Source organism: Stenotrophomonas maltophilia group sp. Smal17 (assembly GCF_030237045.1).
Lineage (GTDB): Bacteria > Pseudomonadota > Gammaproteobacteria > Xanthomonadales > Xanthomonadaceae > Stenotrophomonas > Stenotrophomonas forensis.
On record NZ_JASJSU010000021.1, the window covers coordinates 22,358 to 44,983 of the forward strand.

The 22,626-nt window shown below is 66.5% G+C and carries 18 protein-coding genes and 1 pseudogene; 13 read left to right on the forward strand and 6 right to left on the reverse strand.

Going from position 1 to position 22,626, the window contains the following annotated elements; all coding sequences use genetic code 11:
* The first annotated feature begins 43 nt into the window (after positions 1-43).
* Positions 44-793, forward strand: a complete 750-nt coding sequence (locus tag QRO93_RS08285) for a ferredoxin--NADP reductase (RefSeq protein WP_285304082.1) — start codon at positions 44-46, stop codon at positions 791-793.
* A gap of 89 nt (positions 794-882) precedes the next feature.
* On the opposite strand, the gene QRO93_RS08290 is transcribed toward QRO93_RS08285, so the two are convergent.
* The 3 genes from QRO93_RS08290 to QRO93_RS08300 form a co-directional block, all read right to left on the reverse strand.
* Positions 883-2,046 carry a lytic polysaccharide monooxygenase gene (locus tag QRO93_RS08290; RefSeq protein ID WP_180879435.1) on the reverse strand — a complete coding sequence of 388 codons (1,164 nt, stop codon included), beginning with the start codon at positions 2,044-2,046 and terminating at the stop codon, positions 883-885.
* 181 nt (positions 2,047-2,227) lie between these two features.
* The gene (locus QRO93_RS08295) at positions 2,228-3,400 is read right to left on the reverse strand and encodes a lytic polysaccharide monooxygenase (RefSeq protein ID WP_180879437.1); all 1,173 of its coding nucleotides are present in this window, start codon (positions 3,398-3,400) and stop codon (positions 2,228-2,230) included.
* A gap of 233 nt (positions 3,401-3,633) precedes the next feature.
* Positions 3,634-4,119: a DUF1203 domain-containing protein gene (locus tag QRO93_RS08300; protein WP_180879439.1), complete on the reverse strand. Its 486-nt coding sequence runs from the start codon at positions 4,117-4,119 to the stop codon at positions 3,634-3,636.
* A 155-nt stretch (positions 4,120-4,274) separates the two neighbouring features.
* Between QRO93_RS08300 and QRO93_RS08305 the strand changes: the two genes are divergently transcribed.
* From QRO93_RS08305 to QRO93_RS08340, 7 genes and pseudogenes are all read left to right on the forward strand, one after another.
* Positions 4,275-5,477: a GGDEF domain-containing protein gene (locus tag QRO93_RS08305; RefSeq protein ID WP_164086472.1), complete on the forward strand. Its 1,203-nt coding sequence runs from the start codon at positions 4,275-4,277 to the stop codon at positions 5,475-5,477.
* A 67-nt stretch (positions 5,478-5,544) separates the two neighbouring features.
* Complete coding sequence (locus QRO93_RS08310) at positions 5,545-7,071, forward strand: alpha/beta hydrolase (protein WP_180879441.1); 1,527 nt, start codon at positions 5,545-5,547, stop codon at positions 7,069-7,071.
* Positions 7,068-7,814: an ATP-binding cassette domain-containing protein gene (locus QRO93_RS08315; protein ID WP_040006902.1), complete on the forward strand. Its 747-nt coding sequence runs from the start codon at positions 7,068-7,070 to the stop codon at positions 7,812-7,814. The genes QRO93_RS08310 and QRO93_RS08315 overlap by 4 nt, the downstream gene beginning before the upstream one ends.
* Positions 7,811-8,995: an ABC transporter permease gene (locus QRO93_RS08320; protein WP_053451114.1), complete on the forward strand. Its 1,185-nt coding sequence runs from the start codon at positions 7,811-7,813 to the stop codon at positions 8,993-8,995. The genes QRO93_RS08315 and QRO93_RS08320 overlap by 4 nt, the downstream gene beginning before the upstream one ends.
* A gap of 204 nt (positions 8,996-9,199) precedes the next feature.
* Positions 9,200-10,048 (forward strand): DUF4123 domain-containing protein, encoded by an 849-nt coding sequence (locus QRO93_RS08325; protein ID WP_148565002.1) that lies wholly within the window; start codon positions 9,200-9,202, stop codon positions 10,046-10,048.
* Positions 10,045-12,750, forward strand: a pseudogene (locus QRO93_RS08335) (T6SS effector BTH_I2691 family protein). The gene QRO93_RS08325 and the pseudogene QRO93_RS08335 overlap by 4 nt, the downstream one beginning before the upstream one ends.
* A gap of 4 nt (positions 12,751-12,754) precedes the next feature.
* Positions 12,755-13,759 carry a DUF6708 domain-containing protein gene (locus QRO93_RS08340; protein ID WP_180879446.1) on the forward strand — a complete coding sequence of 335 codons (1,005 nt, stop codon included), beginning with the start codon at positions 12,755-12,757 and terminating at the stop codon, positions 13,757-13,759.
* Between the two features lie 45 nt (positions 13,760-13,804).
* Here QRO93_RS08340 and QRO93_RS08345 read toward each other — a convergent pair whose 3' ends face one another.
* On the reverse strand, positions 13,805-14,593 hold the full coding sequence (locus tag QRO93_RS08345) for a helix-turn-helix domain-containing protein (RefSeq protein WP_180879448.1): 789 nt from the start codon (positions 14,591-14,593) through the stop codon (positions 13,805-13,807).
* A gap of 77 nt (positions 14,594-14,670) precedes the next feature.
* Here QRO93_RS08345 and QRO93_RS08350 point away from each other — a divergent pair, with 77 nt between their 5' ends.
* Positions 14,671-14,925: a hypothetical protein gene (locus QRO93_RS08350; protein ID WP_006475840.1), complete on the forward strand. Its 255-nt coding sequence runs from the start codon at positions 14,671-14,673 to the stop codon at positions 14,923-14,925.
* Positions 14,926-14,994: 69 nt separating this feature from the next.
* Here the strand turns inward: QRO93_RS08350 and QRO93_RS08355 are convergent, their stop codons facing one another.
* Both QRO93_RS08355 and QRO93_RS08360 read right to left on the reverse strand, forming a co-directional pair.
* Positions 14,995-15,996, reverse strand: a complete 1,002-nt coding sequence (locus tag QRO93_RS08355; RefSeq protein ID WP_006475839.1) for an energy transducer TonB — start codon at positions 15,994-15,996, stop codon at positions 14,995-14,997.
* Between the two features lie 201 nt (positions 15,997-16,197).
* On the reverse strand, positions 16,198-16,839 hold the full coding sequence (locus QRO93_RS08360) for a TIGR00645 family protein (protein ID WP_053451107.1): 642 nt from the start codon (positions 16,837-16,839) through the stop codon (positions 16,198-16,200).
* Positions 16,840-16,949: 110 nt separating this feature from the next.
* Between QRO93_RS08360 and QRO93_RS08365 the strand changes: the two genes are divergently transcribed.
* From QRO93_RS08365 to QRO93_RS08380, 4 genes are all read left to right on the forward strand, one after another.
* Positions 16,950-17,639 carry a glutathione binding-like protein gene (locus QRO93_RS08365; RefSeq protein WP_180879450.1) on the forward strand — a complete coding sequence of 230 codons (690 nt, stop codon included), beginning with the start codon at positions 16,950-16,952 and terminating at the stop codon, positions 17,637-17,639.
* Between the two features lie 188 nt (positions 17,640-17,827).
* Positions 17,828-20,053: a S9 family peptidase gene (locus tag QRO93_RS08370; RefSeq protein ID WP_180879452.1), complete on the forward strand. Its 2,226-nt coding sequence runs from the start codon at positions 17,828-17,830 to the stop codon at positions 20,051-20,053.
* A gap of 25 nt (positions 20,054-20,078) precedes the next feature.
* A complete protein-coding gene (locus QRO93_RS08375; RefSeq protein ID WP_133935869.1) occupies positions 20,079-20,594 on the forward strand; it encodes a cytochrome c oxidase assembly factor Coa1 family protein in 516 nt (171 codons plus the stop codon).
* A gap of 67 nt (positions 20,595-20,661) precedes the next feature.
* Positions 20,662-22,461 carry a DUF885 domain-containing protein gene (locus QRO93_RS08380; protein ID WP_180879454.1) on the forward strand — a complete coding sequence of 600 codons (1,800 nt, stop codon included), beginning with the start codon at positions 20,662-20,664 and terminating at the stop codon, positions 22,459-22,461.
* The last annotated feature ends 165 nt before the right edge of the window (positions 22,462-22,626 follow it).

The following is a 22,626-nucleotide window of genomic DNA, read 5'->3' on the forward strand; positions in this document are numbered from 1 at the left end:
GACCCCGAGGGCTTGCCCCGGCTACACACTGTCCCGAAAAGTCGTGCCTGTTCAATTCCCCCTCAAGCTGGTCGGCCGCCGCATGCTGGCCCCGACCGTCGGCCACTACCAGTTCGTGCGTGATGACGGACAGCCGCTGGATTTCCAGCCGGGCCAGTTCATCCAGGTCCATTTCAGCTACGCCGACGGCACCGAGACCAAGCGCAGTTATTCGCTGGCGACCATCCACGACCACGCGTTGGGCCCGGGCGAGGCGGTGGATATCGCGGTCAGTTTCGTGCCCGGCGGCGCCGCCACGGCCCTGTTCGAGGCGCTGGAGCACGGTGGCCAGGTCAGCGCGTCCGGCCCCTACGGCCGCTTCTGCCTGAATCCCGGTGACCACAACGGCCGCTACCTGCTGATCGCCACCGGTACCGGCGTCACGCCCTACCGCTCGATGCTGCCGCTGCTGGAAACGGCCATGGCCGAGCGCGGCGTGCAGATCGTGCTGCTGCAGGGCGCGCGCAGCCCCGGCGAACTGCTGTACAGCGAAGATTTCTACAGCTTCGCCGAAAAGCACGAGAACTTCCGTTATGTTCCGTGCCTGTCGCGCGAACTTCCGGCCGATCCGCACCCGGACCTGCAGCACGGCTACGTGCAGCAGGCGCTGGCTGGCTTCACCCCGGACCCGGCCACCGACATCGCCTACCTGTGCGGCAACCCGGACATGGTCGATGCCTGTGCCGAGCTGCTCAAGGCCGCCGGCCTGGGCAACCCGCAGATCCGCCGCGAGAAGTACGTCAGCAGCAAGTAAGCCAGGTAATGCCGGCCGCTGGCCGGCAACCTCATGGCGCCTTGAAATGCCCACCGGAGGCGGCATCACGCCGCCCCCGGTGCCGTGACTCAGTACTCGATCCAGGCATCACGCCAGGCAGAGCCGGTGCCCGGGCGGTAGGCCTCTGCATTGACGTTGCACCAGGCGCCTTCCGGGAACGGGCGGCAGGCGTACAGCTTGCCGTCGGTGCCCTTCACCACGGTCTGGCCGGGGATGTAGCTGCCAATGCCCGCCGGGTACACGAAGTCGTAGTCGCCCGGCGGCGGATCGACCGGATCCGGATCCGGCATCCGGGTATCGAGCTGGAACAGATGGCCTGGCGTCAGGTACACGCGGTTCTCGGTAGCCGATGCCACCGGCGTGATCACGCCATTCTTCAACACACCCACGCGGGCATGCTGGGCGCTGGCGTTGACCTTGCGGGCCAGGGCCAGCGGCCACTGCGTCGCGCCGGTCTGGCCGGCAGCCAGGGTGATTTCCGGGCGTTCGAGGTCGTTGCCGTTGCCATTGAACACGCGCAGGGTCAGGGTCGTGCCCACTTCCAGCGCGCCACGGGCGGTGACCGGGCCGGCGTCCTGCCACTGCGGGGGCGGGGTGACGCCGCCACCGTCTTCAAAGCGCACGTCCATGCAGGTGTAGAACGCTTCGGTCGAATCGGCGCGCTGCCAGGTGTTGTAGATCACGTGCTGGCCGCTGCGCTTGGGCAGCGGGCAGTCCAGCTTGTAGACGTCGCCGGAAAGCGGCACGTTGCCCAGCGTGCAGAACTCCTGCAGGTCGGCCCAGCGCAGCGGGCTGCCCGGTTGCCAGCCTTCGCGGGTGACGTAGAACTTCCAGTCGCGGGTGGCGTGGGGGGCCGGCGCCTTGAATTCGAAGGTGTAGCGACCGCGTGCGTCGGCACGGATCGGTGAGGTCTGCCAGTCAGTGCGGTTCAGGTCCAGCCCGCGGTACTTGCTGTTGCCACCACTGCACAGCTCGCCATCGGGTACCACGGCCTGGTGGTTGCCGTTGGCGTTGGCCTGGTTGATGCCGGCCCAGTCGTAGAACGGCTGCGCACCCCCGATGGCCTTGGCCGCCGCACAGGCCGGATTGGTCGGGTTTTCGGGGTTGCCCTGGTAACAGGAATAGACGCGGCTGGAGGGTTTGGACATGGTGCCGTGGGCGAACGCGCTGCCTGAAACGGCTACGCCGGCGATCACGGACAGCGCGAGGACAGCCCGGTGGGACAGATGCATGGAGATCTCCTGTGGGTGGTGGAACCCGGTGAAGTCTCGGTATGCCGACTGCCTGTATCCATCGGATAACTTTCAAAAAAGCGGTGCGTGATCTGGAGTGGGAACGGCTTCACGGCGGGAAGCCAGTGCGTCGCACGTTTTGCAGGGAACGGTGCGTCGTCACCGTTCCCTGCATCCGGTCTCAGTATGCGATCCAGGCATCGCGCCAGGCCGCGCCCACGCCCGGCCGGTACGCGTCGGCATTGACGTTGCACCAGGCGCCTTCCGGGAACGGGCGGCAGGCATACAGCTTGCCGTCGCTGCCCTTCACCACGGTCTGGCCGGGCACGTAGCTGCCGATGCCGGCGGGGTACACGTGATCGAAATCGCCGCCCGGCGAGGGCGTGCCCGGGTCCGGTAGCTGGGTGTCGAGCTGGAAGCGGTTGCCGTTCTTCAGGTACACCCGGTTGCCGGTGGCCGAGGCGGCGGGTGTGATCACACCGTTGCTGAGCACGCCCACGCGCGCATGCTGCGCGCTGGCATTGACCTTGCGCGCCAGCGCCAATGGCCATTGCGCGGGCGCGGTCTGGCCACTGGCCAGCGTCGCCTCCACGCGCTCCACATCGTTGCCGTTGGCGTTGAACACCCGCAGGGCCAGGGTGGTTCCGACCGGCAGTTCGCCACGTGCGGTCACCGGGCCGGCATCCTGCCATTGCGGCACCGGCGTGGTGCCGCCGCCGTTGCCTTCAAAGCGCACGTCCATGCAGGTGTAGAACGCTTCGGTCGAATCCGAGCGCTGCCAGGTGTTGTAGATCACGTGCTGGCCGCTGCGCTGCGGCAGCGTGCACTGCAGCTTGTAGGTGCCATCGGCCGACAGCGGCGTGTTGCCCAGCGTGCAGAACTCCTGCAGGTCGGCCCAGCGCAGCGGGCTGCCCGGCTGCCAGCCGTCGCGGGTGACGAAGAAGCGCCAGTCACGCGTGGCGTGCGGCGCGGTCGCCTTGAAGACGAAGGTGAACTTGCCGTTGGCATCGGGCTGGATCGGCGTGGTCTGCCAGTCGCTGCGGTCCAGATCCAGGCCGCGGAAGGTCGGGTTGTTGCCGCTGCACAGCTTGCCGTCGGGGACCACGGCCTGGTGATTGCCGTTGGCATTGGCCTGGTTGATGCCGTTCCAGTCGTAGAACGCCTGCGAACCGCCCACTGCCTTTGCGGCGGCGCAGGCCGGGTTGGTCGGGTTCTCCGGGTTGCCCTGGAAGCAGGCATAGACGCGGCTGACCGGCGTGGTCATGGTGCCGTGGGCGAACGCGGTGCCGGCCAGGGCCAGGCCTGCGGCAGCGAATGAGGTGGTCAGCAACAGCGGTGTGGATCGGAATGACATGGCGCATCCTTGTGGTCGTCGAAAGGGAGCGGTGACCGCAGGAACTGCGCTGCGCGGCGGACTTCCGGCGCCACCCAGGCGAGTATCGAGTCGCACTGCAGGGTGTGGAACCGTGGACGTTCCGATCCGTGACTGCGCATGTGAAGCCCTTCCCGCAGGCTTCACGTGGGGCTGAACGGATGCGCTGGGCGTCACGCGATCGGCGTGGCGCCGATCACGTCATGGAGGCCACGCTACGCGGCCTGTGCATCGACCCTGTCCGCCTGGCACGAGAAGCAGCCATGCGCGGCGTTGTGCAACTGCACGAACGCCACCGCCGCGTTGGCGAACAGCGCATCCAGCTGCGCGGCGACGTCGCTGCCCGCACAGACCTGGGCACCCAGCATCAGCGCAGACCGGTCGTAGGCACGCACCGAGATCATCCGCCGCTGCACATAGGGAGGCACCACGCCGGGTGGCAGCACGCACCGGGTCACGCCGCGCTGTACGAAGATCGGGCCGGACGCGTGATAGGGCGAGTGCAGGGGCAGATGGACATGCGACAGCAGGAGCAGTTCGCTGCCACTGGGCGGGTCGCTCAGGCTGATCCGGCAGGGATGGCCGCCGCCATCACCGGCCCAGCGGCGCTGGATGCCCAGCGTGGCAAGCGCAGTGTCGTTCTTCTCGAACAGGTGCTGGAAAGGGCGGTGGTCGAGGCCACCGAGGTACCACGCGTGCATGGGCAGCTCCTTGGTTTTCCGCGGATTCTGCGTGTGCATCGGTGGCATTGCTCGCCGTTTTCCGACCTCGCATCCACGCCAGGCCAAGCAACACCGCAGGCATCGCGCGGCAAGGCGCTAAGATGCGCGCGCCTGCCCCGGCCGACGAGCGCCGCATGTCCCTGGATTTTCCCACCATCACCGTGCTTGGCTTCCTGCTCTGCATCGGCATCGCCGTGGGCTTCTCGCTGCTGCTGGTGGTGCTGCGCGGGCAACCGGTACTGCGGCAGTGGACCATCAGCCTGTGGCTGCTGACGCTGGGGGTGACCCTGCTGGCACTGCGGCCCTACCTGCCGCTGGCGCCTGCCGTGCTGGCCGGCAATGCAGCGATGGCCGGCTGTGGCCTGATGATGCTGCGCGGGGTGGCCCTGCACCTGCAGCAGCCACTGCCGCTGTGGCGGCCGCTGCTGATGGCGGCGGCATTCATGGCCTGCATTTTCGCCTTCCTGGTGCTCTGGCCGGACCTGCACATGCGCCTGCAGGTGTTCAGTGTGTTCGCACTGATCGTCGATGGCTGGATTGCCTGGCTGCTGCTGCGCCATGCGCCCGCGCAGCAACGCACCAGCTGCCGGCTGGCGGCGGTGGTGTTCCTGGCCGAAGCCACGCTGTATGCCGTGCGCCTGTTCCTGCCGGTGGCGCCCGACGCCGGCGAGGACATCATGCGCACCGGCTCGCCGATGTTCGCCACCTATATTGCCGGGGTGATGCTGGAGCTGGCGCGCTGCTTCGCCATGGTGCTGCTGCTGGTCGAGCGCATGCTGGTCGACCTGCGGCACGCGGCGCGCACCGATGGCCTGACCGGCCTGCTCAACCGCAGCGCGGTACTGGCCGATGGCCAGGCGCAGTTGCAGCGCGTCCGCCAGCAGGGCCGCCCATTGGCGCTGTTGCTGGTCGATGTCGACCATTTCAAGCAGATCAACGACCGTTGGGGGCACCTGGCCGGTGACCAGGTGCTGCGCCACTTCTCTGCCGTGCTGCAGCACTGCACGCAGGGAAAGACGCACCTGCTGGGCCGCTATGGGGGAGAGGAATTCGTGCTGGTGCTGGCGGGCAGTACGTCGAGCGACGCCGCCACGCTGGCGGCAGTAATCCGCACCCGCCTGCAGCGGCACCCGGCCGTGCTGGCGACGGGGCCGGTTGCGGTCACCGCCAGCGTGGGGCTGGCCATGGACGAAGGCCAGGGCGACCTGTCCACGCTGCTGGCCGCCGCCGATGCGGCGCTGTACCAGGCCAAGGCCGCCGGGCGCGATCAGCTGGCCTGCGCACCGGCAGCGGCGATTTCACCGTTTCCCATCGCCGTCGAGGCCGTGCCCGTGTAAGTTGGGTCACATCTTCCGCGGCAGCCCGTCGTGGTCGACAGGAACGCCTCCAGGGGAAACGAGCACGATGCAAAGACACCACCTCGCGCTGGCCGGAATGCTGGCCAGCCTGATGCTTGCCGGTTGCAGCCAGCCGCCGTCAGCCGACACCCAGGGCGCCAGCGACGCCCCAAGCCGCCGCTTCGGCGCCATCGATTTCCAGCCCTGCACGCTGTCCACCGAAGGTGCCAGCGCCAATGTCGAAGCCCAGTGCGCGACCCTGCAGGTCCCGGAGGACCGCGCCCACCCCGGCGGCCGTCAGATCGACCTGCGCATCGCCTGGCTGGAATCGGGCAGCAGCGGAGCCGGCCAGCCTGATCCGGTGTTCTTCCTGGCCGGTGGGCCCGGGCAGGCCGCCAGCGAAGTGGCGGTCATCGTCGACAGCGCGCTGCGCCAGGTGCGCAAGCAGCGCGACGTGTTCCTGATCGACCAGCGCGGCACCGGCGGTTCCAACCCGCTCAGCTGCCTCGGCGCGGATGGCAAGGAACTGCAGATGGACGAGGACGCGGCCCCCACCGAGGCCTCGCTGCGCGATTACGCGCAGCGCTGCGCAGCCTCGCTGCAGGGGCGCGCCGACGCACGCTTCTACACCACCGCCGAGGCCATCGCCGATCTGGACGCCGTACGCCAGGCGCTGGGCGTGGACAGGCTGAACCTGGTCGGTGGTTCCTACGGAACGCGCGTCGCCCAGCGCTACGCGATCGCCTACCCGCAGCACACCCGCAGCCTGGTCATCGATGGCGTGGTGCCCAACGACCTGGTGGTCGGCGGCGAGTTTGCCCGCACGTTCGACAACGCGATCACCCTGCAGTCGGCGCAGTGCCGCAAGGATGCCGTCTGCAGCAAGCGGTTCCCGGTCGATACCCGGGAACAGCTGCGCGCCGTGGCCGAGACCCTGCGGCGTGCGCCGGTCACGGTCGATTACCGCGATCCCGGCACCAATGCGCCCCGCCAGGACGTGCTGACTCCGGACAGCGTGGTAGGCCTGGCCTTCGCATTCTCCTACGTGCCCGAATATTCTTCGCTGCTGCCGCTGGTGCTGGATGAAGCGGCGCAGGGCCGATACGCACCGCTGGCCTCGCTGGTGCGCGGCGCGACCCGCAGCATGGATTTCCAGATCAACCGTGGCATGCAGTGGTCGGTGATCTGCAGCGAGGATGCGCCGCGCTTCCAGGCCCCGGCAGAGAGCGATGACGCCCTGTTCGGTGCCGAAGCGGCACGTGCGTTCTTCGCGGCCTGCCCGGTGTGGCCGCACCAGCCGGCGCCGACCGCGCTGACCGCGCCGCTGAAGTCGAACCTGCCGGTGCTGCTGCTCTCCGGTGAACTGGATCCGGTCACCCCGCCGCGCTATGCCGAACAGGTGCTCAAGGGCCTGCCCAATGGCCGTGCGCTGGTCGCCCGCGGGCAGGGCCATGGCACGCTCAACGCCGGCTGCATGCCGCGGCTGCTTGGCCAGTTCATCGACACCACCGATGCCAAGGCGCTCGATGCCAGCTGCCTGGATACGCTGAGCTACGTGCCGGCGTTCACCTCGTTCAACGGATGGACCCCATGATCGTCGCCGACAACCTGCACAAGGCCTTCGACACCCGCACCGGCCGCATCCAGGCGGTGTCCAACGTCGGTTTCCGTGCCGCCGATGGCCAGATCACCGGCCTGCTCGGCCCCAATGGTGCCGGCAAGACCACCACCATGCGCATGCTGTACACGCTGATGACACCCGACCAGGGCAGCATCAGCGTCGACGGCATCGACGCCGCCCGCGACCCGGTGGAAGTGCGGCGCCATCTTGGCGTGCTGCCCGATGCGCGCGGCGTCTACAAGCGCCTGACCGCGCGCGAGAACATCGCCTACTTCGGTGAACTGCACGGATTGTCCGCGCAGCGCATCCGCGAACGCATCGAAGTGCTGTCGCATGCACTGGACATGGGTGACATCCTCGACCGCCAGACCGATGGCTTCTCGCAGGGCCAGCGCACCAAGACCGCCATCGCCCGCGCGCTGGTGCACGACCCGCGCAACGTGATCCTCGATGAACCCACCAACGGCCTGGACGTGATGACCACGCGCGCGCTGCGCCGCTTCCTGCTGGGCCTGCGCGAGGAGGGCCGCTGCGTGATCCTGTCCAGCCACATCATGCAGGAGGTGGGCGCGCTGTGCGACCACATCGTGATCATCGCCAAGGGCACGGTGATGGCCGCCGGCAGTGCCGATGAACTGCGCGCGCAGTCCGGCGAATCCAACCTGGAAGACGCGTTCGTGAAACTGATCGGCAGCGAAGAGGGCCTGCACGCATGAGCATGATGTCGACCCTGATGACGGTGATGCGCAAGGAGCTGCGTGACCTGTCGCGCGACCGCCGCACACTGGCGCTGACCCTGCTGTTCGGCCCGCTGCTGTACCCGCTGCTGATCCTGGGCATGGGCAAGCTGTCTGAAAGCCGCGTGCGCACCCAGATCGAGCAGCCGCTGCAGATTCCCACCATCGGTGCCGAGCACGCGCCGAACCTGGTCCGCTTCCTGGCCGCCCAGGGCCTGAATGCCACTGCCGCGCCGAAGGACCTGGCCGAGGCCATCCGCTCGCAGGAGATCGACGTGGCGCTGCGCATCAGCCCGGAGTTCGGCAGCAACTGGGCCGACGGCAAGCCGGCGCTGGTGGAGGTGATCCGTGACAGCACGCGGCGTGCCGCGGAGGTGCCCACTGCGCGCCTGCAGGCGGCATTGGCCACCTACAACGGCCAGGTCGGCGCGTTGCGGCTGATGGCGCGTGGCATCGACGCCCAGGTTGCACGGCCACTGGACATGGCCAGCCAGGACATGGCCAGTGCCGAAGCCAAGCGTGGCCTGATGCTGTCGGCACTGCTGCCGATCCTGTTGACCCTGACCTCGTTCCTGGGCGGCGCCTATCTGGTGATGGACACCACCGCCGGCGAGCGCGAGCGGCAGTCTCTTGAACCGCTGCTGGCCACGCCGGGGTCGCGCAGCGCCATTGTCAGCGGCAAGATCGCCGCCGCCTGCATGGTCGGCTTCGCGTCGCTGCTGCTGACCCTGATCGCGTTCAAGGTCAGTGCCCAGATCGCGCCGGGCAACATCGGCCGCCAGCTCAACATGAACATCATGGCGATGGTGCAGATGCTGCTGGTGATGCTGCCGATGCTGCTGATCGGCACCTCGCTGCTGACCTTCCTGGCCGCTGCGGCCAAGAGCATGAAGGAAGCCCAGAGCCACATGACCTGGCTGATGCTGTTGCCGATGCTGCCGGGTTACGCGCTGATCGCCTATCCGGTGAAAAGCCAGCTGTGGCAGTACGCGGTGCCGTTCCTGTCGCAGAACCAGATGCTGCTGAAGGTGATCCGGCACGAGACCATCACCCCCTCGGTGTGGGCGATCTACCTCGGCGCCAGCCTGGGCCTGGCCGCCGTGCTGTGGTTCGCCGCGGTTCGCCGCTACCACAACGAACGCCTGGCCATCTCCGGCTGACCCCAGGGCACGCGCCGGGCTACGCCCGGCGGATCTAAAGCGAGGCCCGGTCATTCCGGGCCTCGTCGTGTCCGGCTGCAGGGCGTCGGCACCGCCGTACGAAAAGTTGCAAAAGTGGGGCGATTGCGCGAACTGTCGCGTCTGCCTCTTAACGCCTCAGGTGCAGGGTCCTACCGTGGAATCACACTTTCCCACCGTGATCCAATGGACCTGGACTCACCAGACGCGGCCCCTGTCGACATGGGGCACCGCACCTTCCTCGCGCAGACGCATGGCATCGTCGATCCGACGCAGGTCGCTGCCGCACAGTTCGCCGATCTTCCCGTCGAACCGCTGAACCCACCGCTGCTGGGCAGGCGACTGCACAATCCCCCCTTGCTGGTGCCACTGCATGCACTGCCTTGGCAGACGCGGCTTGAACTGCTTGAGCGGGCCGATGCCCAGCTGCGTGATCGCGGCCGGCCGCTGTTCTGCACCCTGCTTGAGAGTGACGTACCGGACCGGGTCCGAAACCATCTGATGAACCGGATGGCCCTTCTGCGACCGCATGCCGGAAGGGTGTTGTTCCGCATCCACGACGCACGGGTGTTCCGACACCTTCGGTGGCTGCTGGGTCCTTCGCAGATGGCACAGTTGATGGGACCGATCTCGGCATGGACCTGGCATGAGCCGCTGGGCAACACGTGGCGTACTCACCCGCGGCCGGTTGCCGAGGGTCCGCCCGGCCCTTTGATCCATCCGGACCAGTGGAGTGTTCTGGCCCAGGTCGCCTGCATCAATGGTTGCCTGAGAGATCTTTCCGAAGAGAGGGGCGGCCATGCAAGCACGCTGCTGCCTGCGGTGCTGCAGGCGATCGGCGAAGCCCAGAGCATGGGGCTGCAGGATCTGGACGATCAGCAGGTGTATGCGTGCCAGCGACTGCGCGGCACCGGGGATCCGGCCGAGCAGGCGGCACTGAACCTGCGGCTCCAGCGTGTCCATCAGCAGGGGATGTCCTATCGCATGGCCTGCGAACTGGAACGCCAACACGGTCTGCAGACGGAGGCGGCATGACTGGACTCGAAAGCGATCCCGACTACTGCCCGAACTGCATCACGTCCGGATTGCCGCTGCTGCTTGCGCGCTACGCGGTGGCGCGGGCAGATGCGGAGGTCCGTGAGGCGGCGCCGGTGCTGCAAGCGCCATTCGATGGCGTTGCGGGCGAGCAGCCGTTGCCGGAAGTGTCTGCACGTTATGCACTTCGCCTCCTGCGCGGCGGCTATGTCTACAGCTACCACCAGGCGCGCGATGAGTGGAGGGCATGGTAGTTGAATGAATACGGCGACCTCAGTGCGTTCGACATCCGCGACCAGACCCCGCCGCCGCAGAACGATACACGGCCGGCGAGGTGCTCGCGCCACGGCGAAACGCTGCTGTCCAAATGCATCATCGTGCCCGATGCCGCCCAAGCAACCCTGTTGTGGCTGGCCTACAGCAGCGCACCGTGGACGCGCAGGGTGTGGGGGATGCACCAGGACCCCGCCTATCGCCAGCGGCACATGCGATGCATTGACGTTGCCGCGTGGCGGGCCGGTGGGCAGCCGCAGCCACACCTTGCCGAACTCGGGCAAGCTCCCGCGCTGGTGGCTGAACTCCATCTCGCCAAACCATCCACGACATTGACAGTCTCCCGCAATGATCGGGGAGTGCAGGGCATACCGGCGATCAACGCAGTTCCCGGTGTGCATGCGTTCGAATACAGCCTGGATCAATGGGCAAACTACTCCACCGCGCAGGTCGACCAGTTGATCGCGCAGGCAGGCATTGCTGCTGGCCACCCGCAGGTATCGCCGCCTGCGCTGGTGGCGCTGGACGATCCGATCGGCATCATTTCCGATCTCAACCAGCTCGCCATCGAACGCATTCTTGAATGGGAGGCCGAGCCTGAGCGGCGGGAGAGGGTCCAGTCTGCCTCGTCCATCTCGCTGATGGAGGGCGCCGTGCGACAGGGGGCCTTCGAAGACGTCGGGTACCGCCGCAGGGAAGCGGCCCTGTTCGGTCGTGGCGTGGTCAGCATACTGGGCGGAAAGACCAACGCGGAGCAGCTGGCCAGGCCACTGCAAGCGTGGAATCACGACATATTTGCTGTCGAGGATGAGGAGGCGGTGCTGGCCCAGGCAGAGAAGTCCTGGCGCAAGTACAGCCGTCACCTGCGCAAGGCCGATGCGCATACCCACTGGTTGAAGAAGATCTACGCGCCTGCGCAGGAGCGGTTCTATGAGCACACCGTGGCCGATCTTGATCGGGCAATGATCGCATGGTGGCAGGCGCCTGCCTTCAAGCAGCACATGCAGAGCAACTTCGACAGCAAGGACAGCACCAGCGGGGTGCTCTACCAGGAAGTCGTGACCAACCTGCTGCGTGACTCAGCCTCGCGCGGCCTCATCATGGGCTATCTGCTCGAGCAGCTGCAGCTGGAAGATCTGCAGGACCCCGGAGCCATCCTCCTGCGAGCACAGATGTGGAACCAGGATGCGTTGCTGAAGACCTGGAAGCAGACCATGGAGAAGGCCAGTGTCGCGCCGGGCACGCGGGACTGGCTGACAGCGGCCAACGGCCTGTCCAACGCGCTCAAGGCACTGCTGGATGCAGAATCCGCCGGAAAGCTGAGTGCGATGTTCCAGGGGACGGCACGGCTGGTGGAGCAGCTTTCAGGGCCACTGACGCGAATGATCGGAGCCGGCGTCAGGAAGGCGTTCGAGGGCAGCGCCATGCTGTTGCCCACCCGGATGCAAGTGGGGATGCTGACCGCACTCGCCCAGTCGGCATCGCCGGATGCCGAGCTGGTGGACCTGAGCGGATACACGACGCCCAAGCGCGCGCGCAATGCTCTGGCGATGGCCGTCAGCGAACGCGCAGGCTTGAACGCGGCCAGCCAAGCACGCGCGGTGGCAGCGCACGCCGTTGCTGCGGCTGATGCCGATATGGACGGAAAGCGTTTCAGGATCGGACTCGTTGCCCTGGTGGACAGCGACCAGTTGCGGTTGTTCAAGGCGCTGAACGCGAAAGCGGTGATCACCGGAACGTCGCGCCATGCAGAGCTGTCACGAACGCTGACCACCGTCGATATGTATGACGCGATACGGGGCAGCTTCGCCAAAGTCGGTAACCCCTCGTTCGCCTATGGCACGGCCAGCCTGGTATTTGCCTCCGCCAGTCTGTTCGAACTGAGTCGGCAGTACAGCAAGGCACTGCCGCGTGACCGCCCGCTGCTGGGCGCCAACTTTGCCGCTGGGGTGGGTGCGCTGGTGGGAGACTCGGCGATGCTGTTGGGTGAGATCGGATCGAAGTTGCCCTGGTTCTCGCAGAAGCTGGCGGAGCCGTTGGGGCGATGGGCGGCCTATGCTCAGACTCGTGCAGCAGCCGTCTACGCGTCGGGGCGGTGGTTGAGTGGGATTGCTGGCATGGTGTTGGGCGGATTGACGATCTACGAAGGGGCGCGTGAGTCCAAGCTCAATAAAGCATACGGTTTTGGGCTCGGTCTCAGCGGTACATTGTCAGTAGTGTCCTCCTTGCTGGTTCTGTTCGGCATGGCTATACCGTTAGCGATCATTCTGATGATCATCGCGGCTGCCATAACTGTGGTTGTCGCGTGGTTCAAGCCGGACGACACCGAACGCTGGATGGATCGGGCGCTTCACTTCGGAAAGAATGCCGCTGGGGAGTTCCAAGGGGTAGATGAGCAGATGCATGAATTGAAAAGAATCAGGTTGTAACCAGATGCTTACTGGGTGGGTTGCGAAATTTCCGAAAGATCGTGGGCTGGATCATGTCGAGAGGCGTGCTGCGCTCAAGAATGATGATTTTGGAAAGTCAGTTCCTGATGACGCCTTCGGCCTGATTCGCTTCAATTCGACGTACATTGAATTTGTTGATAGGACTTTTAAGGTTAAGGGTATGGCGCACTGCATTGCTGCGCTCGTTGGATGCACTATCGGCATATGGATGTTCCTTGCATTTGCACAGTCTGCTTCGGAGACCGAAGAGGGTGTCATCGGCAGCGGCGGTTATCTCGCCATCGTGGCGGTAATGTCACTTGGCATCATCCTTCCTACGTGGCTTATATATCTGAGACATGACCTCTTCCAGTACACCCACTACCCGGTCCGCTTCAATCGCATCACCCGCAAGATCTACTTCTTCAGGCACAACGGCCCTGGAGGCGTGACGGTCGTGCCCTGGGGTTCGCCTTACGCTTTCTTCCACATCGGCCGGGGCGCACAGAACCGTGAGCTGCGTGATCTCAGGTGTCACCTTCTTGACCGCAATCAGCAGATACAGCAGACCTTCACCGTCGGACACTTCTGGCATCACGACGATCACATTCTCGAGGAATGGGCACTGATCTGCCGCTACATGCAGGACGGCCCGGAAAACTGTTACGACGACCCACGTGACAGGGTCATCACGCTCTCGCCGGACCCAACGATCCGCAACTGCTGGCTGATGGTCATCCTGATGATGGGCACGGCACTGATGCCGTTGCGTACCAACCTGATGTTCCCGATCTATGGCGCGCTGACGCTCTGCCGATGGCTGACTTTCAAGACCTGCCGCAAGCCGGTCTTCCCACCTGAGATCGAGGCGGAATGCCAGATTGATCCTGAGGATCCCTATCGACTTCCAGAGCCAAGGTTCATGGCTGAATTCGCCAGCGATCCGGACATCTATGCGCGGGCGTTGGAGCGTCACAAGGAACGGATGATGTGGCGTCCAGAGGAGTAGCATCTCTGGTGTGGCTGGCCCTTTTCCGGTCCACCATGCCAAGTCTCACCCCGCACCATAGCGTGCCGGTGTCACCCCCATCTCGCGCTTGAACACGGCGATGAATGCACTGGGTGTTTCATAGCCCATCGACAGCGCGACTTCGATGACCGTTTCGCCTGACAGCAGGCGCGGTAATGCCAACAGTACGCGCAACCGCTGCCGCCAGTGGCTGAGCGGCATGCCCGTTTCGGCCAACCAATGGCGAGCCAGGCTGCGGCCAGACAGGCCGTTGGCAGCGGCCCAGTCCTGCACGCTGCGCGGATCATGTGGGGCGCGGGCCAGCGCGGTGGCGATCCGTCGCAGGCGGCGATCGCGTGGCTGCGGCAGTGCCAGCGGCAACGGAAGACCAGCTGCGATCTCATCGCCAATTACTCCGGCCAGCCTCAGCTGCGCATCCCCCAATGCGCCGTGCCTCCACTGCAGAGCGCGTGGCACCGCCGCCTGCAGCAGCATGCTGGGCTGGAACACGCGCGGTACAGTGGGCAATGGCGCGCAGGCCGAAGTACTGAAGTACAGGCTCCAGCCGTCGAAGTCACCGAGGCTGGCCAATGCATGCGGCAGGCGAGGCGGGACCCACGCGACGTGTCCCGCCGGAAGCAGCCAGTGCTGGTCGCCGGCTTCGATGCTCATAAGGCCGCGGCGCGCACCCAGCAGCTGCCCGCGTGCGTGCTGGTGACGCGGCGTGCGTCGCGTCCCCGGCATGGTCAGCTGTACGCCCAGCAGCCACGGCCCTGTGGCCGCATCGGCCAGTGCGGGATCGATCAAAGGCACTTGGGTTGGCTGATCTGCCATATACGTTGGCAGTTATACGGCAGAACGGTCGAACTGCAAGCCTGAGACTGGCGGCCCATCCCAAGGAGCCCATTCCCATGAAACCGCAGGACATCCTCCCCGATCACCAGGACGACGTGCACGTGAACGGCCTGACCGTGCGCAAGGGCAGCGTCGGCGCTTTCCTCGCCAGCGTGCGCGACTGGCAGGATCCTGCGGGCAGTGCTGCCACCCGTGCCGCGGCAGAGGTCGATCTTCGCGATCTGCTGCCGGCATTGCACGCGCTAGGCCTTTTCAGAGTAATGACGGCGCGCGATCCGGTCCTGCAACGGCTGATCGACGCGGCAGCCTGAAAAACACAAGGCCCGGGCATGCCGGGCCTTGATCCAGACCGCCGGGCGTGGCCCGGCGTTGCCGCGGCATCAGCCGCCCGGCGCGAACACCAGAGTACGGCGGGTGGTAACCGGGGCGCTGACCGGCTCGAAGCGCCAGCGCTTCACTGCGTTGAGGGCTTCGCGGTCGAACACGCGGCCGGGCGTCGCGCGCAGCACGCGTGCGTTCACCACCGAGCCGTCGGTGCCGACGGTGATCTCCACCAGCACTTCGCCCGAGGTGCCCGAGCGCAGGGCCTCGCCCGGATAACGCGGCGCCGGCGTGCTGACCGGGCGCAGGGTCGGTGCAGCCGGCGCCGCAGCCTGGCGTGCGGCGCTCGCCTGCTGCGCGGCGGCCTGCTGCTGCTTCTGCTCGGCTTCACGACGGGCGGCGGCCTGGCGCTCGGCCTCCTGCCGTTCGTTGTCGCGGCGTGCGGCATCCTGCTGCGCGGCAATCTGCTTGGCGGCATCGGCCTCCTTGGCGCGTTGCTCGGTCAGACGCTGCTGCTCGGTCTGCTGCTTGCTGCGGTCCTCTGCGTCTTTCTTCGCCTTTTCGGCTTCCGCTTCGGTGCGCTTGGCGGCGTTCTGCACGCCCTTGGCCAGGCCTTCCTTCAGGCGCGGCAGCGCCGGCGCTGACGCATCCACTTTCTCGATCAATGCCACCAGGCGCTGCGCCTCGGTGTAATCCTCGCGCGCCAGATGCTGCTCGGCGGCGATCAGGGTGTAGGGCAGCAGGTCGGTCAGCGCACTCTTCACCGAGGCGTCGTCTGGCGTCTTGTCACGCAGGGCGAGGTAGTACTCGATGGCGTTGTCACCGGCCGGTGCGTACATGCGGTTCTCGCGCAGCGCCTGGCTGGCCGATTCGCGCAGCTGTTCGGTACCCATCGACTGCACCTTGGCAGCGACCACCGGAGCGGCCGGTGCAGCAGCGGCGGGCGCCTTGTCCGGCGCGGAAGCCGGAGCTTCCTCCTTGCCCGAGCAGGCGGCCAGCGCCAGTGCCAGGGCAACCGGCAGCCACCGGCGCGCGGCGGTGATCATTGAGACGTGCGACATCCTGCTCCCCTCTAGAAGACGACGTGACGTAAATCATTGATATGCATGGCCGGGACCTGTGGTCCGGGCGCGGCTGGGTGACGTTTCCCGACGCCACCGCCGGCAACGGCGAGGGTGCAATCTAGCATCCCGGCCACCGCCGCGTACAAGGGGCGGTGGCCGGGACAGGCAACGGCGGTCAGGCCGCTGCCGGCGACGGCCTCAGTGGTCGTGTGCCTTGTCGTGCGGCTTGCTGTGGCTGTTGGACATGAGCTTGTCGGTCCAGGCGATGCCGATCGCCGACAGGATGAACACGCAGTGGATGATGGTCTGCCAGAGCACGCCTTCCTGGGTCATGGTCGTGCAGGTCTCGACGCCAGCGCTGTAGAAGCTGGTCGAAGCCGACGACACCGCGGCCGCCCATTGTTCCGGCTTGCACAGCGGCAGGCCCTTCAGCGCGCTGGTGGCGATGAACGTCTTCAGCAGGTGGATCGAGGAAATGCCGATGATCGCCATTGCCAGCTTCACCTTCAGCACGCTGGCATTGACGTGGCTCAGCCATTCGGGCTGGTCCGGATGGCCTTCCAGGCGCAGGCGCGAGACGAAGGTCTCGTAGCCGCCAACGATCACCATCACCAGCAGGTTGGAGATCATCACCACGTCGATCAGGCCCAGCACGATCAGCATGATCTGCTGTTCGCCCATCGAGACGGAGTGGGACAGCAGGTGCCAGAGCTCCTTGCCGAACAGGAATACGTAGACGCACTGGGCAAGGATCAGGCCCAGGTACAGCGGCAGCTGCAGCCAGCGCGAGGCGAAGATCAGCGAGGACAACGGGGACAGGGGACGAGGACTGTGGCTCATGCAGGACAGTGCGTTTCGGGGGAGCCGCGAGGTTACCGACCCGCCATGACGGTGCCAACCCAACTCTCGCACTAGACTCCAGGTTCCTTTCCGCACCCCGAGCCGCCGCCATGATCGACCTGTATTACTGGCCAACCCCGAACGGCCACAAAGTGACCCTGCTGCTGGAGGAAACCGGCCTGGAGTACCGCATCCACCCGGTCAACATCGGCTCGGGCGACCAGTTCAAGCCGGATTTCCTTGCGATCTCGCCCAACAACAAGATGCCGGCCATCGTCGACCAGGCCCCAGCCGATGGCGGTGCCCCGCAGAGCGTGTTCGAGTCCGGCGCAATCCTGCTGTATCTGGCCGAGAAGACCGGCCAGTTCCTGCCCAGCGACCCGCGCGGCCGCGTCACCACCCTGGAATGGCTGTTCTGGCAGATGGCCGGGCTGGGCCCGATGAGCGGCCAGATGGGTCACTTCAATGTGTACGCGCCGGAGAAGATCCCGTATGCCATCGAGCGCTATGACAACGAAGTGCGCCGCCTGCACGGGGTGATGGACAAGCGCCTGGCCCAGCACGCCTTCCTGGCCGGCGATGAATACACCATCGCCGACATGGCCAGCTACCCGTGGATCGGCGCCTACGACAAGATCCCGGTCGACTTTGCCGCGTTCCCGAACCTGAAGCGCTGGCATGAAGCGATCGCCGCGCGCCCGGCCACCCAGCGCGCCTACGCCCTGCGCCAGCAGGTGAACCCGAACGCCGGCAAGCCGCTCAGCGACGAAGAACGCAGGCACCTGTTCGGCCAGCGCTGACCCGGGACGGCGTCATCCACGCATGGCGTGGATCTACTGGTGGTGGGTGCCGACCGTTGGTCGGCACTCGTCGGCACTCCGTATGGGCAAAAGGTCATGCTGTCTTCCTGCACGGGCTTGGTTAGGATGGGGGACGACCGCCGCGTGCCCACCGCGCGCAGCGGACCTGTCGTTTGCCGGGATACTCCATGCGCCACCTGTTCGCTTCGCTCGCCCTCATGCTCGCCACCAGTACCGCCGCCCACGCTGAAAAGCTGACCCTGGAAGCCATCACCGGCCCGCTGCCGTTGTCCGGCCCGACCCTGATGAAGCCCAAGGTGGCGCCGGACGGGTCGCAGGTCAGCTTCCTGCGCGGCAAGGACAGCGACCGTAACCAGCTGGACCTGTGGACCTACGACATCGGCAGCGGCCAGACCCGCCTGCTGGTCGACTCCAAGGTGGTGCTGCCCGGCACCGAGACCCTCAGCGATGAGGAGAAGGCCCGCCGCGAGCGCCAGCGCATCGCCGCGATGACCGGCATCGTTGATTACCAGTGGTCGCCGGACGCGCAGCGCCTGCTGTTCCCGCTCGGCGGCGAACTGTATCTCTATGACCTGAAGCAGCAGGGCCAGGCCGCGGTACGCCAGCTGACCCACGGCGAGGGCTTCGCCACCGACGCCAAGCTGTCGCCGAAGGGCGGTTTCGTCAGCTTCATCCGCGGCCGCAACCTGTGGGTGATCGACCTGGCCAGCGGCAAGCAGCTGCAGCTGACCCGCGACGGCAGCACCACGATCGGCAACGGCGTGGCCGAATTCGTCGCCGATGAAGAGATGGACCGCCACACCGGCTACTGGTGGGCGCCGGACGATTCGGCCATCGCCTTCGCGCGCATCGACGAGTCGCCGGTGCCGGTGCAGAAGCGCTACGAAGTCTATGCCGACCGTACCGACGTGATCGAGCAGCGCTATCCCGCCGCGGGCGATGCCAACGTGCGCGTGCAGCTGGGCGTGATCGCGCCGGCCGCCGACGCACAACCGCGCTGGGTCGACCTGGGCAAGGAACAGGACATCTACCTGGCCCGCGTCGACTGGCGCGATGCGCAGCACCTGAGCTTCCAGCGCCAGTCGCGTGACCAGAAGCAACTGGACCTGGTGGAAGTGGCGCTCGATTCCAACCGCCAGCGCGTGCTCGCCCACGAAACCAGCCCGACCTGGGTGCCGCTGCACAACAGCCTGCGCTTCCTGGAAGACGGCAGCGTGCTGTGGTCGTCCGAACGCACCGGCTTCCAGCACCTGTACCGCATCGACAGCAAGGGCAAAGCCACCGCGCTGACCCGCGGCAACTGGCCGGTGGACGAGCTGCTGGCGGTCGATGAGAAGGCCGACAAGGCCTATTTCCGCGCCGGCATCGAGACCTCGCGCGAAAGCCAGATCTACGCGGTGTCGCTGCAGGGCGGCGAGCCGCAACGGCTGTCGAAGGCGCCGGGCATGCACAGCGCCAGCTTCGCCCGCAACGCCAGTGTCTATGTCGACAGCTGGTCCAACAGCAGCACGCCGCCGCAGATCGAGCTGTTCCGCGCCAATGGCGAGAAGATCGCCACCCTGCTCGAGAACGACCTGGCCGATCCCAAGCACCCGTATGCGCGTTACCGTGACGCGCAGCGCCCGATCGAGTTCGGCACGCTCACCGCCGCTGATGGCAAGACGCCGCTCAACTACAGCCTGATCAAGCCGGCCGGTTTCGATCCGTCCAAGCGCTACCCGGTGGCGGTGTACGTCTATGGTGGCCCGGCCAGCCAGACCGTCACCGACAGCTGGCCCGGCCGCGGTGATCACCTGTTCAACCAGTACCTGGCCCAGCAGGGCTACGTGGTGTTCTCGCTGGACAACCGCGGCACCCCGCGTCGTGGCCGTGACTTCGGCGGCGCGCTGTACGGCAAGCAGGGCACGGTGGAAGTGACCGACCAGCTGCGCGGCGTGGCGTGGCTGAAGCAGCAGCCGTGGGTCGACCCGGCACGCATCGGCGTGCAGGGCTGGTCCAACGGCGGCTACATGACCCTGATGCTGCTGGCCAAGGCATCGAACCAGTACGCCTGCGGCGTGGCCGGTGCGCCGGTCACCGATTGGGGCCTGTACGACAGCCACTACACCGAACGCTACATGGACCTGCCGGCGCGCAATGAAGCGGGCTACCGCGAAGCGCGCGTACTGACCCATATCGAGGGCCTGCGTTCGCCGCTGCTGCTGATCCACGGCATGGCGGACGACAACGTGCTGTTCACCAACTCGACCAGCCTGATGAGCGCGCTGCAGAAGCGTGCCCAGCCGTTCGAACTGATGACCTACCCGGGCGCCAAGCATGGCCTGTCCGGTGCCGATGCGCTGCATCGCTACCGCGTGGCCGAAGCCTTCTTGGGACGTTGCCTGAAACCCTGAACCACAGCCGGGAAGGAGCCCGCCGATGACCCTGCCACCGCCGATTCCCGCTCATCAGCAGCGATCTGCTGGCTGGTGGTGCCGCCACTGGCGCTGGGCGATGCCGTTGACCGTGGTGCTGGTGCTGGGCACGGTCGGTGGCGTGGTGGCCTGGAGCGTGCTGGGTTGGAGCGAGGCGGCGCGCGAGAGCCCGCCGATGCGCGAAGCACTGCGCCGCGCCGGCTGCAGCATCGAGCTGGTGGACGCGTTCGGCGAGCCGCTGCGTGCCGGGTCGATGCCGCTGGGCAGCATGCAGACCGCGATCAACGGCCAGCGTGATGTCGGCCTGACCGTCTCGCTGGAAGGGCCGCACGCGCACGGCCGGTTGTTCGTGAAGGGCACCCGCAGCGATGACGTGTGGGATTACCCGGTGATGTACGTGCTGGCCGAGGACAAGCAGACCTTCGACCTGACCGCGCTGGATGATGATGAAGCGGCGCACGAATGCGCGCTGCAGGCCTGCCGTGATCGTGGCGAGTGCCCGCTGACCGCCGCATTGTGACCTCCGGCCGATTGTCGCCGCCGCACTGAACGCGTAGGGTGCGGGCAACCCTGTCCTGGAGTGCACCATGAAGCCGATCGCGTTGGCCGTTGCCCTGGCCCTGACTGCCGCCCCGCTGCTGTCCGCACCGCCGGCCCTGGCCGCACCCGCCGCCAAGGCCACCACCCCGGCCAGCCCGGCCTGGGTCGCCCGCAGCAATGCGCTGGCGCAGATCCTGCTGGATGCGCAGGGGCCGTTCCAGCCGGAAGAAACCGGCTTCTTCGGCGTGCCCGGCTACGACGACAAGGTGGCCGACCTGGGCCCCGACAACGGCAAGCGCTACCGCGCCGCGATGGCCAAGGCACGTGATGAGCTGAAGGCGAAGCTGGCCACCGAGCAGGATCCCAACGTCCGCCAGGACCTGGAGATCATGATCCATGCCGCCAGCCAGAACATCGAAGGCAGCGAGCTCAACGAGAAGTACCTGCTGCCGTGGAGTGATGCGCCGCAGACGGTGTTCAGCGGCCTCAACCTGCTGTTGTCCGACCAGGTGCCGGCCGAGCGCCGCGCCAAGGCGATCGACCGCCTCAAGGCCTATGCCGGCCTGCAGCCGGGTGGCACCGCCTTCACTACGCTGGCGCGCCAGCGCTACGAAGAGCGGCTGAAGGACAGCACGCTGCTGCAGCCGACGAAGATCGAAGTGCAGCAGTCGCTGGACAACGTCGAGACCTACATCACCGGCATCGAGTCGCTGCTGAAGAAGTACCAGATCGCCGGTGCCGACGAGGCGATGAAGACCCTGGCCGGGCAGATGAAGGACTATGCGGCCTGGACCCGCACCGAGGTGCTGCCGAAGGCACGTGCCGACGCGCGCCTGCCGGCGCCGCTGTACGCCTACCAGCTCAAGCAGGTCGGCATCGACATCGACCCGAAGCTGCTGATGCAGCGTGCGCAGCTGGAGTTCATGGAAACCCGCTCGGCGATGCAGCAGCTGGCGCCGCTGGTGGTGAAGGACAAGGGCCTGAAGGTGGCCGATCCGAATGACCCGGTGGCGGTGATCCGCGCGCTGAAGGCCGACAAGATCGCTGACGATCATCTGGAAGGCCATTACCGCAAGGTGATCGATGCGATCGACCCGCTGATCCGCGAGCACGCCATCGTCGACGTGCCCAAGCGCGCGATGCAGATGCGCCTGGGCTCGGCCGCCGAGAGCGCGGCCAGCCCGGCCCCGCACTTCCTGCCGGCGCCGCTGGTCAACAACACCGGGCAGCAGGGCACCTTCGTGCTGCCGCTGGGCAACCCGGCCGCGGGCCCGGGCGCGCAGTACGACGACTTCAGCTTCGGGGCAGCGGCATGGACGCTGAGCGCGCATGAAGGCCGCCCGGGCCACGAGCTGCAGTTCACCGCGATGGTCGAGCGCGGCATCTCGCTGGCGCGCACCATGTTCGCGTTCAATTCGGTGAACGTGGAAGGCTGGGCACTGTACGCGGAAGCCGAGATGGTGCCGTACGAGCCGCTGGACGGGCAGATGATCGCGCTGCAGTTCCGCCTGCTGCGTGCCGCGCGCGCGATGCTCGACCCGATGCTCAACCTAGGCCTGACCGACCGTGCCAACGGCGAGCGGGTGCTGATGGAGCAGGTCGGCCTGTCCAAGGCGATGGCCACCCAGGAGCTGGACCGCTACATGGTGCGCATGCCGGGCCAGGCCGGCAGCTACTTCTATGGATATACCCGGATCCTGGAACTGCGCATGCAGACCGAGCTGGCGCTGGGCGCGAAGTTCGACCGCCTGGCGTTCAACAACTTCCTGCTCGACCAGGGCCTGCTGCCGCCGGACCAGCTGGCCGACGCGGTGAACAAGGTGTTCGTGCCGAAGTACAAGCGCTGAGCATCGCCGGGTAATGCCGGCCACTGCCCGGCAATCGCCGTCTGTAGATGCCGATCTTGGTCGGCGCCGTGGGTTTCGTGCCAACCAAGGTTGGCACCTACCAGAACGATGCGTCGTCTGTTGCAGGGGTAGTGCCGGCCGCTGGCCGGCATTCCCTTGGCGCAG